Raw genomic sequence first — 10296 nt, 5'->3', positions numbered from 1 at the left:
AGGGAAACGCCCGGTCACATTCCGAACCCGGAAGCTAAGCCTCTCAGCGCCGATGGTACTGCAAGGGGGACCTTGTGGGAGAGTAGGACGCCGCCGGACTTCTTTTCATGAAAACCCCTGACACGGGGAGCATCCGCTCCCAATGTCAGGGGTTTTCTGCATTTGTGGGCCTGTTGCTCGCTGCCTGGACACCGCGTTCGCCGCAGTCGGTAGACCGGATGCATGCAGGTCGTCGGAGTCACACAGTTCGGAGGGCCCGAGGCCCTCGCCGTCCACGAGGTCCAGGACGTCCACGCCGGCAGCGGTTCCGTGCGGATCGCCGTCCGAGCGTTCGCGGTGAACCCCACTGACACCGGGGTGCGCGCAGGGGAGCGGGACTCGAGCGCAGCCGCTCCGCCCTACGTCCCCGGGATGGACGCCGCGGGTGTCATCGACGAGGTCGGTCCCGACGTCGAGGGGTGGGCAGTCGGCGACGAGGTCATGGCCATCGCCCTACCCCTCACCGGCCACGGCGGCGCCTACGTCGAGCACCTGGTCGCACCGGTCGGGTCGTTCACCCGCATCCCGCGCAGCACCTCGATCGAACTCGCGTCCACCGTCCCGATGAACGGCCTCACCGCCATCCAGATCCTCGAGCTCGCCGGCCTCGAGCGCGGCCAGACCCTCGCCGTCACCGGTTCCGCGGGCCTCCTCGGCAACTACGTCGTGCAGCTCGCCAAGGCCGCCGGGATGACCGTCATCGCGGACACGTCCGAGCAGGACGAGGCGCTCGTGCACTCGCTCGGCGCGGACCATGTCGTTCCTCGGGGCGACGGGTTCGCCGATGCGGCCCGGGCGATCGTCGCCGAGGGTGCCGACGCCCTCGCGGACTGTGCTGTCCAGCGGGACGTCGTCGTCCCGGCCCTCCGCCACGGTGGCGTCTTCCTCGACGTCCGCGGCTGGCAGGGCAACGGCACGGACGGCATCCGCTTCGAGCAGGTCATGGTCTTCCGCGAGTACCGGTCGTTCGAGAAGCTCGAGCGGCTCCGGCACGCCGTCGAGGGCGGCACGATCGTCCCCCGCGTCGCCGAGGTGCTGCCCGCCTCGCGTGCCGCCGAGGCGCACCGACGCCTCGAAGCCGGCGGGACTCGAGGCCGGTTCGTCCTGACCTGGTGAAGGACGTCAGCACGTGATGGATGCCACCATCTGACGGAAGTCACCGCGTGACGGACGGGAGGCCCGGGACCGACTGGTCCCGGGCCTCCCGTCCGTCATCGGCGTGCCCTGTGAGCGTGCCTAGCCCAGCCGCGTCGCCGCGAGGCCGCCGTCGACGTCGAGGGTCGCACCGTGCACGAAGGCTGCTTCGTCCGAGACCAGCCACCGCACGGCGCGTGCAATGTCGACCGGGCGGACCGGTGAGCCGGCCGGAGTGCCGGCGGTCATGGCGGCGAGGACCTCCGCGGAGTCTGCATTGCCCGGCGTCGACGTCGCTCCCGGCGACACGGTGTTCACCCGGACACCGGCCTGCCCGAACTCGGCCGCCCAGGCACGGGTGAGCTGCTCGACCGCGGCCTTCGTCGCCGGGTACAGCGCGGCGAACGGCACGCCCACCCGGGCCATCCACGAGCCGACGTTGACGACCGCTCCGGTGCCGCGCTCTGCCATCGCCGGGGCGAGGCGCCCGACGAGCACGTGCGGGGCGCGGACGTTCGTGGTCCAGAGCGCCTCCATGTCGGCGTCGCTGAGGGTCGCGGTCGGTCCGACCGGGTACACGCCGGCGTTGTTGACGAGGATGTCGACGCGGCCGCCCAGGAGGCTCGTGGCCTGTTCCGCCAGGGCGCGCACCTGCTCCGGGGTGCCGGTCAGGTCGGCCACCAGGGCTTGGGCGGTGCCGCCGGCTGCCCGGATGTCGGCGACGACGCGATCGGTGCGGGTGGCGTCGCGACCGGTGACGACGACGATGGCGCCAGCGGCGGCGAGTTCGTGTGCAATGGCCTCGCCGATGCCGCTCGAGGCGCCGGTGACGAGGGCGGTGCGGCCGGTGAGGCTCTTGGTGGTGGTGTCGTTGATGGTCATGAGTCGATGCTCGCCGTCGGCGGGACTCGGGACCTTGCCCGGATCGGTACAGTGCTTGCCGGATCCGGTGACGGTCCTGGTGGTCGACGGCCGGCGGTACGGTGGCGGGATGGACACCGAGGTGGGCGCAGCGCTCGACCGTGCTGCCCGGACCGCACTCGTGCACGCCGATCGTGTCGCCACAGTCCCGCGGGGTGCGTGGCCGGACGGTGGCCTGCTCCCCGTCAGCGGCGCGTCCGGCAGGGCCGCCGCGCTGCAGATGCGCGTCTCGCAGGTCGACGGGCCGACCGACCTCGGCTACCAGCGCTACGTGCCGTCCCTGTCGGTGGTGCTCGTCGGTCGCAAACGCTCGATCGTCGGGGACGACGACCAGCAGTGGGGACGCGAACACTTCCTCATCACGCCCGTCGACCTGCCCGTCGTCGCCGGGGTCACCGACGTGGAGGACCGAGGCTTCGTGTCCGTCGTCTGGCGGCTCGACCCGGTCGTCGTCGGGGAGGTCGTCGCCTCGATGTCGCGCTCGACCGTCCCGCTCGTCGAACCCCCGCGGCTAGGGACGTGGACGCCGGCCCTCGCGGATGCCTTCGCCCGGCTGGTCGGGCTCCTCGACACCCCGGAGGACGTGCCCGTCCTGTTCCCGCTGGTCTCGCGGGAGGTCGTGCTCCGCCTGCTGCAGACCGAGCAGGCACCGAGGATCCTGGCGGCGCTCGACAACGAGTCCGTCGTCGCACGAGCCGCCGCGCTGCTCATCGACTGACTCGACGAAGCGTGGTCGATGGACCGGCTCGCGGGCACCCTGCTCACCAGTGCCTCGACGCTGTTCACCCGGTTCAAGCAGACGACGGGGATGTCGCCGGCGCAGTACCTCAAGCGTGCGCGGCTCGGGGAAGCACGGCGGCGGATGGTCGTCCTCGGCGAGACCGCGGCCCGTGCGGCGACGGCCGTCGGGTACCGCAGCGCGTCGCACTTCTCACGGGACTACCGGGAGGCGTACGGCCGGCCGCCGGCCGAGGACGCCGCGGGCGTGCGGGAGGCGTTCGCCGCGGTGGGGTGAGCGATGCCACCGCCAGACGGGAGGCGCGGGACGGGACCGCACCGCGCCTCCCGTCCGGTCAGAGACCGAGTTCGGCGCGGAGGTACGGGGCCGTGCGGCTGTCCGGGGAGGCCGCGACCTCGGAGGGCGTGCCGGCTGCGACGACCTGGCCACCGGCGTCGCCTCCGGACGGTCCCATGTCGATGACGTGGTCGGCTGCGGCGACGACCGACATCGAGTGCTCCACGACGACGACCGTGTTGCCGGCATCCGTCAGCTGGGACAGCTGTTCCGTCAGGCGCTCGACGTCGGCCGGGTGCAGGCCCGTGGTCGGTTCGTCGAGGACGTAGAGCGTGTGGCCGGAGCGAGCGCGCTGCAGTTCGGTGGCGAGCTTGATGCGCTGGGCCTCGCCGCCGGACAGTTCCGGTGCGGGCTGCCCGAGTCGCAGGTAGCCGAGCCCGACCTGGCCCAGGGCGTCGAGGGCGCGGGCGGCGGCGGGGATCGCAGCGAGGAACGGGGTGGCCTCGTCGACGGTCATGCCGAGGACGTCGGCGATGGTCGATCCGTTCCAGCGGACCTCGAGTGTCTCGTCGTTGTACCGGGAGCCGTGGCACTCCGGGCACGGTGCCCAGCTCCCCGGCAGGAACAGCAGTTCCACGGAGACCGAGCCCTCGCCCTGGCAGACCTCGCACCGACCGCCCGCGACGTTGAAGGAGAACCGTCCGGCGGTCCAGCCGCGAGCTTTCGCATCGTCGGTCGCCGCGAACGCCGTCCGGACCGCGTCGAAGAGCCCGGTGTACGTGGCGAGGTTCGACCGGGGCGTCCGGCCGATCGGCTTCTGGTCGACCTCCACCACGCGGCTGACCGTCGGGTGGTCGACCGCCAGAGCAGGCAGCACGCCGCCGACCAGTGAGGACTTGCCGGAGCCGGAGACGCCGGTGACGGCGGTGAAGACCCCGAGCGGCAGGTCGACGTCCAACCCGCGGAGGTTGTGGCGCGTGACGTCGCGCAGTGCCAGGGTGCCGATCGGCGTGCGGGTGGGGCGGGCCTCCCGGTCGGAGCCCCGCGGCTGCAGGAACCGGCGGGTGACGGACGCCTCGACGTCAGCCAGGCCGTCGACCGGGCCGCTGTACAGGACGGTGCCGCCGGCCGTGCCCGCACCCGGGCCGACGTCGACGATCCAGTCCGCCTGGCGGACGATGCGCATGTCGTGCTCGACGACGAAGACGCTGTTGCCGCTGGCTCGGAGGTCCTCCAGGACCTGGATCAGGGGCTCGGCGTCGGCGGGGTGGAGGCCCGCACTCGGCTCGTCGAGGACGTAGACGACCCCGAACAGGCCGCTCCGCAGCTGTGTCGCGATGCGGAGGCGCTGCATCTCGCCGGGGGAGAGCGTCGGCGTGGCACGGTCCAGGCTCAGGTAGCCGAGGCCGAGACCGGTGAGCACCTCGACGCGGCCGAGCAGGTCACGGGCGATGGCCACGGCGACCTCGGTGCGCTCGCCCGAGGTGGTGCGTGAGGTGGCGGCGGCAGCGTCGGTCAGCTCGGCCGTGGGGCGGAGGACCTCGGCGACGTCGGACAGCGGCAGGGCGTTGAGGTCAGCGATCGTCATCCCGCCGAAGGTCACCGCGAGAGCCGCCCGCGTCAGCCCCGAACCACCGCACAGCGTGCACGGACCCGACTCGACGAACTGCAGGACCTTGTTCCGCTGCGACTCGCTCTGCGAGTCCGCGAGCGTGTGCATGACGAACTGCCGCGCGCTCCAGAACTTCCCCTTGTACGGCTTCGCGACCCGGTCACGCTTCGGGTGCACCTCGACGACGGGCTGCTCCTCGGTGAACAGCAGCCAGTCCCGGTCCGCCTGCGGCAGCTCCCGCCACGGCCGCTCGATGTCGTAGCCCAGGCCGGCCGTCACGTCGCGCAGGTTCTTGCCCTGCCAAGCACCGGGCCACGCCGTGATCGCACCGTCGCGGATGCTCAGCGACGGGTCGCGGACGGCGGAGGCCTCGGTCACCTCGTGCGCGACGCCCAACCCGTGGCAGCGCGGGCAGGCGCCGGCGACGGTGTTCGGGGAGAACGAGTCCGAGTACAGCTGCTCGGCGCCCTCGGGGTACGTGCCGGCACGGGAGTAGAGCATGCGGGTCGAGTTGCTCAGCGTCGTCAGCGTCCCCACCGTCGACCGGGAGCTCGGGGCACCGCGGCGCTGCTGCAGCGCCACGGCCGGCGGGAGGCCCGTGATCGACTCCACATGCGGGGTCGAACCCTGCGCGATGAGGCGGCGAGCGTACGGGGCCACTGATTCGAGGAAACGGCGCTGTGCCTCGGCGAAGACGGTGCCGAACGCGAGGCTCGACTTACCGGAGCCGGAGATCCCCGTGAACGCGACGATGCGGTCGCGGGGGATGTCGACGTCGACGTCGCGGAGGTTGTTCTCGCGGGCGCCGCGGACGCGGATGAACCCGTCGCTCGTGGTGGTGGTGTCGAGGGCTGTGGTCGAGTCGCGGGTCGTGCGTGGTGCGGGCATCACTTCGAGCGTAGGCGGGTCCGGGCGGGTCGGTCATGGGCCGGTGTGTCCGTGCTGGACGGGAGGCGCGTGGCGGGCCGGTCACGCGCCTCCCGGGCAGTCGGTACGGTGGATGTGGGGAACGGGGAATCAATGGTCGACGACAGCGCGTGGTCGCCGCCGAAGCGGCGGAACGGCATCGGGTGGATCGTCCTGAGCGGTCTGCTGCTGCCCGCCGGGTGGATCGCGTGGCTGCTCGTCGCGCTCGCCGGGTACAACGGCGTCGACAGCTCGAACCGGTCGCTCTCGGCGCAGACTCTGGGCGACGTCGTGGTGACGGTGGTGTGCGCCGGTGTGCCGCTGACCGGGGTCGTCGTGCTGCTGGTGCAGCGACGGCGGGACCGATCGGTCACGCTGGTCGGGCCGGTGGCGTGCGCCGTGTTCGCGGTCCTCGCGGCCGGGACGCTCGGGTACCCGACGACGGGGGTGGCGAGGAGCTGGGCTGCGGATGTCGAGCGCCATGCGCAGCCACTCACCGAGCTCGAGACGAGCATGACGCAGTCGGAGGCGGAGCAGGACCTCGCAGGCGTCGGGGAGCGCGCCGTGCGCGCGCTGGGCGAAGACGTGCGTTCCCGGGACGTCGTCGAGGTCACCCTCGAGTGCCCGCTGTCGAACCTGCAGGAGGGCACGCAGTACATGTGGCGATGGTCGGTGCCCTCCGACCCGGATGGTGAGCCGCAGACCGACGCGGAGCGGGAAGCCGATCAGCTGCCGGGGCACGAGATCGAGCGGCAGTTGGCTCCGGTACGCCAGGTGTTCCGCGATGCCGGGCTCCACGACGCCGACCCGTACGGGTGGGACGTCCGCGCACTCGGAGCCGACTGGCTCGCGGAGGCGAACGTGAGCGTGACCAGGGCTTCGGGCGACGTGATGGTCGAGACGACCTGCCTGGCGGGAGGGCCCGGCAATGGGTACGACGATGAGTGAGCAGGACGTGACCGCTGTCCCGAACCACCGAGCATCGACCCAGGTGCGGGTCGCGCTCGCGGTGTCGGCAGCGTGCACCGGGTACGAACTGCTCGCTGGCGCGCTCGTGGAGTGGACCGGGCTCGGGTTCGTGCCGCTGCTGCTGGTCGTGCCGGTCTACCTCACGGCGATCCTGCTGCTCGTGTGGGTCGGGCAGCAGGGCGTCCGGACAGCGAGGACGCTGGCGATCGTCGTCGGGATCGTGCTCGCGGTGTCGCTGCCGATCTCCATGATCGTGGGGCTGGCGACGTGGGACTGACCTCGGTCGGCCGCTCCTGCACGGTCCGCTGAGGCCGCCCGGCCGCCGGGTCCTTCCGCCGCTGGGTCTCCCGCCGGTGGATCAGGGCAAGAGGCTCAGCTCCATCGCGCGGGTCACGGCGCGGGTGCGATCGTTGACGCCGAGCTTCTCGAACACGTGGCCGAGGTGCGTCTTCACGGTCGCCTCGCTGAGGAACAGAACGCGGCCGATCGCCGGGTTGCTGTTGCGCTGAGCCTGACGGGTCGGGGTCCTCCGATCGGCGGATGACGTTCTGTGAATACGGGATATGTGGAACTTCCGATACCGGCGCCCACTCGGTACCGTTCCACGCGGCCGACATGGCCGTGGACGAAAAGGAGATCTGCGTGCAGAGGAAGAACATGATCGCGACCATCGCCGCAACGGCTCTGCTGACGGTCGGATGGGGGACCTGCTCGGCCGCGGCGGCTGAGCCGGTCGGTTCGGTCAGCGCCGTCGGAGGGATCCGCGAAGGGGGAGCCTCGGCTGACGAGGGAGACGGAGCGCCAGGAGCGCCTGGAACACGAAACGGTACGGCGTACGTCGGCGGTGGGACGTGGTCGTACGGGGTGTGGAGTGGCGAGGTGCACTCGGTGTACGTGCACGATCGCTCGACGCACCGCGCTTCGGTGAAGTCGTCCGGTGTCACGACCCGCTCCGACTGGATGCCACCGACGAGGGTCGCCTATGCGCACCGGAAGAAGGCGCTCTCGGGGAACCAGGCATTCTGGGCGACCCGCGGATGAGGAACTTCGCGGCTGCCACCGTGCTCGCGGTGGCGGCCGCGGTCCTCGGTGCGGTGGTGTTCGTGGTCGGTGTGGTCGGCGACGTCGAAGCACTCGGACTCCTCAGCGCGCAGACCAGCATCGAGATGACTGACATGCCGGCCACCCAGACGAAGGCGAAGCAGACGGCGACGCTGAAGCGCTTGGCTCACGAGACTGGTGTTGCGCTGGCAGTGCTCGTTCCGGACCGCGATGGACGCCCTGACACCTGGAACGCCTATTCCTTCAACGGGACGACGAGCGAACCGGTGTTCCGCGGCAGCGTGTCCACCGCACCGATCGGCGACGGTGGCGAACTCCGTCTGATCGCGATGTACGCGGTCGGCGGACCTGCGCCTGCCGTCACGGAGTTCCTCGACCGGCTCGAACGGGCTGGGTACCGGTACACGGATGTGTCGCCGCACGCCCTCGAGGCGCTCGCCTCGGCGCTCACGCAGCCGGAATGGTCCGCTGCAGTGTCCGCTGTCGCACTCGGGGTCCTCATCGCGCTGGTCGCGGAATCGCGCCGACGCGCGGCCCGGCAACAGTTGCGTACCACCTCGGGTTGGTCGTACCGAGCTGTGGCAGCACGCGAAGCCCTGGAGATCGCGAGGCTCGTCGGCGTGTTCGCCGTGGTCTTCGTCGGATGCATCGGCGCGACCCTCGCGGGACAGAGTGCGTCCGGGGCGGTCCTGCGGTTCACGGTGATCGAGATCATCGCCGTGATCGTGCCGACGGTCGCATTGCTCGTCGGGGTCCACGCCATGCTCACCGTCCTGACGTGTCGGAAGCTCGGGCCCGGTGCCGTCGTCCGGTGGCCGATGGTCGTCGTCGCTGCGGCAGGCATCGCTCTGGTGGTCGTCGGGACCTTCGACCTGGACTGGACGGCGCAGCGGCGGGTGATGTCCGAGTCCTTGGAGCGGACGCTCGTCCGGGAGGCGGCACACGGCGACGACGTGGTCCTCGGGACGACCTTCACCGAGTACGACGAGGACGTCGCGTTCGGCCGGATCGCGCTCGGACCACTCCGGGACGGAACGGCGAGCATGGCCCGAGTGTCGTTCGTCGACCATCTCACACTGGTCGGTGAGGCGACGGCCGCGCTGGATCAGTACGCGGATCAGATCGCCGCGGGGCATGGCCGCCCGGTGCTGCTAGTCCCGAGCACACTCGGCTCGCGTATCGACGCGCTGCAGGCGGCAACCGAAGCAGACCTCTCGGAGAGCTGGGAAGTGGAGGGCATGGAGCCCCCGGAGCAACTGCGTGTCCGAGCGGTCGTGGTGCCGTCGACCGCGTCGATCGCCCGATCCGTACTCGACTGGACGTCGGCTGTGGCACCAGACGTCCCGACGTGGCCCGAGGTACCAGTGCTGGTGGTTCCCGACCCGACGGACATCGCTCCGAACCGTCTCGGAACGGCGGTGGCGAACGGCGAAGTCCGGTTCACCGACCGAGCAGCGCTCGAGCGGGCCGTGCGCCGTGCCGGCCTCGACGACGTCGTCCTGCAGTACCGACGTGTCGGAGCGACGGTCGAAGGGCAGCTCGCGGTCTTGCGGGGAGAGCGACGGATTGCGGAGGCAGCGCTGATCGCCACCGGCATCGCCGTCGTCTTCGCTGGCTTCACGCTCACCGTCGACCACCGGGTCCGGACACGACGAGCGGCCAGGCTGCGGTTCCTGGCCGGCCGGCACCCGATCGTGCACCACTGGCGGTTCGTCGCCGTCGCTGCCCTGGTCGTCGCTGGTGCTGCGGCTGCGACCCGGGCACTGTCCGACCCGGTCGGAACGCCCTCGCTGCCGGCCGCAGCGATCACAGCGGTCGTGGTCGCGCTGGCCACCGGTGCGCTGCTCACGGTGCTGCTCATCGCCACCGCACGCGAAGGAAGGGATCAACCATGACGGACGAGACACTGCTCCGCGGCGACGGGCTCGGGTACGACGTCGCCACCCGGACGCTGTGGAACGACCTCGGTGTCGTCGCCGAACCACACACCGCGGTCGCCGTCCGCGGAGTGTCCGGGCAGGGCAAGACGACGCTCTTGCGCTGCCTCGGCGGGCTGGAACGACCGACCCGAGGGAGCGTGTCCGTCCTCGGCATCGACATCCACGCTGCAGCCAGGCACGAACAGCGACGTCTGCGCCGGGACGTCATCGGGTTCGTGACGCAGGACCACGCTGTCGTCCCCGAGTGGTCGGTGCGGCAGAACCTCGGCGTCGTTCGCCCACGTGGGGTGACGAGACAAGAGCTCGACATCCGCGTCGCCACTGCACTCGATGTCGTCGGACTCGGCGGGCGGCAACGGATTCGGGCCGGGCTCCTCAGCGGCGGCGAACAGCAGCGCATCGCCGTCGCACGGGTCCTGGTCCAACAGCCCCGGGTGGTGTTGGCGGACGAGCCGACAGCGTCGCTCGATGACGTCAGCGCAGCCATGGTGCGGGACGGCTTGGAGCTCATCCGGCAACGCGGTGGGGCGGTCGTCGTGGCGACGCACGATCTGGAGTTGGCATCGTGGTGCGAGGCAGAGGTCGATCTCGGAGCGCCGATCGTCAACTCGTGAGCCCCTCGAACAGGTGGTCGCAGCCCGACACGATCACGATGAGGATGATGGAGCGCCGGCGCAGAGTCCGTCGGCGTACGGAGG

11 protein-coding genes and 1 rRNA gene are annotated in these 10296 nt (G+C 71.1%); 9 read left to right on the top strand and 3 right to left on the bottom strand.

From position 1 onward, the window contains the following. Both rrf and DEJ33_RS08480 read left to right on the top strand, forming a co-directional pair. Nucleotides 1–99: ribosomal RNA gene (gene rrf / locus DEJ33_RS08485) — 5S ribosomal RNA — on the top strand; the annotation flags it as partial. Between the two features lie 123 nt (nucleotides 100–222). Next, nucleotides 223–1155, top strand: a complete 933-nt coding sequence (locus DEJ33_RS08480) for an NADP-dependent oxidoreductase (protein ID WP_111194732.1) — start codon at nucleotides 223–225, stop codon at nucleotides 1153–1155. Nucleotides 1156–1275: 120 nt separating this feature from the next. Here the strand turns inward: DEJ33_RS08480 and DEJ33_RS08475 are convergent, their stop codons facing one another. Continuing rightward, nucleotides 1276–2055, bottom strand: coding sequence for an SDR family NAD(P)-dependent oxidoreductase (locus DEJ33_RS08475; protein WP_111194731.1), 780 nt, complete (start codon nucleotides 2053–2055; stop codon nucleotides 1276–1278). Between the two features lie 109 nt (nucleotides 2056–2164). Here DEJ33_RS08475 and DEJ33_RS17460 point away from each other — a divergent pair, with 109 nt between their 5' ends. Both DEJ33_RS17460 and DEJ33_RS17455 read left to right on the top strand, forming a co-directional pair. Then, nucleotides 2165–2812: an AraC family transcriptional regulator gene (locus tag DEJ33_RS17460; RefSeq protein ID WP_220034469.1), complete on the top strand. Its 648-nt coding sequence runs from the start codon at nucleotides 2165–2167 to the stop codon at nucleotides 2810–2812. An 18-nt stretch (nucleotides 2813–2830) separates the two neighbouring features. Next, nucleotides 2831–3109, top strand: a complete 279-nt coding sequence (locus DEJ33_RS17455) for a helix-turn-helix transcriptional regulator (RefSeq protein ID WP_220034468.1) — start codon at nucleotides 2831–2833, stop codon at nucleotides 3107–3109. Nucleotides 3110–3167: 58 nt separating this feature from the next. Here the strand turns inward: DEJ33_RS17455 and DEJ33_RS08465 are convergent, their stop codons facing one another. Then, nucleotides 3168–5609, bottom strand: coding sequence for an excinuclease ABC subunit UvrA (locus DEJ33_RS08465; RefSeq protein WP_111194730.1), 2442 nt, complete (start codon nucleotides 5607–5609; stop codon nucleotides 3168–3170). A gap of 132 nt (nucleotides 5610–5741) precedes the next feature. Between DEJ33_RS08465 and DEJ33_RS08460 the strand changes: the two genes are divergently transcribed. Beyond that, nucleotides 5742–6575 carry a hypothetical protein gene (locus DEJ33_RS08460; protein ID WP_111194729.1) on the top strand — a complete coding sequence of 278 codons (834 nt, stop codon included), beginning with the start codon at nucleotides 5742–5744 and terminating at the stop codon, nucleotides 6573–6575. Further along, nucleotides 6568–6873, top strand: coding sequence for a hypothetical protein (locus DEJ33_RS08455; RefSeq protein ID WP_111194728.1), 306 nt, complete (start codon nucleotides 6568–6570; stop codon nucleotides 6871–6873). Before DEJ33_RS08460 ends, DEJ33_RS08455 begins: the two co-directional genes overlap by 8 nt. A gap of 81 nt (nucleotides 6874–6954) precedes the next feature. On the opposite strand, the gene DEJ33_RS17760 is transcribed toward DEJ33_RS08455, so the two are convergent. Continuing rightward, on the bottom strand, nucleotides 6955–7275 hold the full coding sequence (locus DEJ33_RS17760) for a response regulator transcription factor (protein ID WP_375342147.1): 321 nt from the start codon (nucleotides 7273–7275) through the stop codon (nucleotides 6955–6957). Here DEJ33_RS17760 and DEJ33_RS17755 point away from each other — a divergent pair. From DEJ33_RS17755 to DEJ33_RS08435, 3 genes are read left to right on the top strand one after another with little or no spacing between them, the layout of a single operon-like run. Continuing rightward, entirely contained in the window at nucleotides 7212–7637 is a 426-nt protein-coding gene (locus DEJ33_RS17755; RefSeq protein ID WP_375342146.1) for a lactococcin 972 family bacteriocin, read from the top strand. The genes DEJ33_RS17760 and DEJ33_RS17755 overlap by 64 nt on opposite strands. Further along, on the top strand, nucleotides 7634–9553 hold the full coding sequence (locus DEJ33_RS08440) for a hypothetical protein (protein ID WP_111194726.1): 1920 nt from the start codon (nucleotides 7634–7636) through the stop codon (nucleotides 9551–9553). The genes DEJ33_RS17755 and DEJ33_RS08440 overlap by 4 nt, the downstream gene beginning before the upstream one ends. Then, complete coding sequence (locus tag DEJ33_RS08435) at nucleotides 9550–10212, top strand: ABC transporter ATP-binding protein (protein WP_111194725.1); 663 nt, start codon at nucleotides 9550–9552, stop codon at nucleotides 10210–10212. The genes DEJ33_RS08440 and DEJ33_RS08435 overlap by 4 nt, the downstream gene beginning before the upstream one ends. The last annotated feature ends 84 nt before the right edge of the window (nucleotides 10213–10296 follow it).

Origin of the sequence: Curtobacterium sp. MCPF17_047 (assembly GCF_003234045.1) — a bacterium.
Classification (GTDB): domain Bacteria; phylum Actinomycetota; class Actinomycetes; order Actinomycetales; family Microbacteriaceae; genus Curtobacterium.
The sequence above is the reverse complement of the archived record's forward strand: the minus strand, read 5'-3'. Positions and strand labels throughout refer to the sequence as shown.

Bases quoted from the DNA above. Each gene is read 5' to 3' on its own strand.
- DEJ33_RS08480 (WP_111194732.1), top strand. From the start codon at position 223: ATGCAGGTCGTCGGAGTCACACAGTTCGGAGGGCCCGAGGCCCTCGCC.
- DEJ33_RS08475 (WP_111194731.1), bottom strand. From the start codon at position 2,055: ATGACCATCAACGACACCACCACCAAGAGCCTCACCGGCCGCACCGCC.
- DEJ33_RS17460 (WP_220034469.1), top strand. From the start codon at position 2,165: ATGGACACCGAGGTGGGCGCAGCGCTCGACCGTGCTGCCCGGACCGCA.
- DEJ33_RS17455 (WP_220034468.1), top strand. From the start codon at position 2,831: ATGGACCGGCTCGCGGGCACCCTGCTCACCAGTGCCTCGACGCTGTTC.
- DEJ33_RS08465 (WP_111194730.1), bottom strand. From the start codon at position 5,609: ATGCCCGCACCACGCACGACCCGCGACTCGACCACAGCCCTCGACACC.
- DEJ33_RS08460 (WP_111194729.1), top strand. From the start codon at position 5,742: ATGGTCGACGACAGCGCGTGGTCGCCGCCGAAGCGGCGGAACGGCATC.
- DEJ33_RS08455 (WP_111194728.1), top strand. From the start codon at position 6,568: ATGAGTGAGCAGGACGTGACCGCTGTCCCGAACCACCGAGCATCGACC.
- DEJ33_RS17755 (WP_375342146.1), top strand. From the start codon at position 7,212: ATGGCCGTGGACGAAAAGGAGATCTGCGTGCAGAGGAAGAACATGATC.
- DEJ33_RS08440 (WP_111194726.1), top strand. From the start codon at position 7,634: ATGAGGAACTTCGCGGCTGCCACCGTGCTCGCGGTGGCGGCCGCGGTC.
- DEJ33_RS08435 (WP_111194725.1), top strand. From the start codon at position 9,550: ATGACGGACGAGACACTGCTCCGCGGCGACGGGCTCGGGTACGACGTC.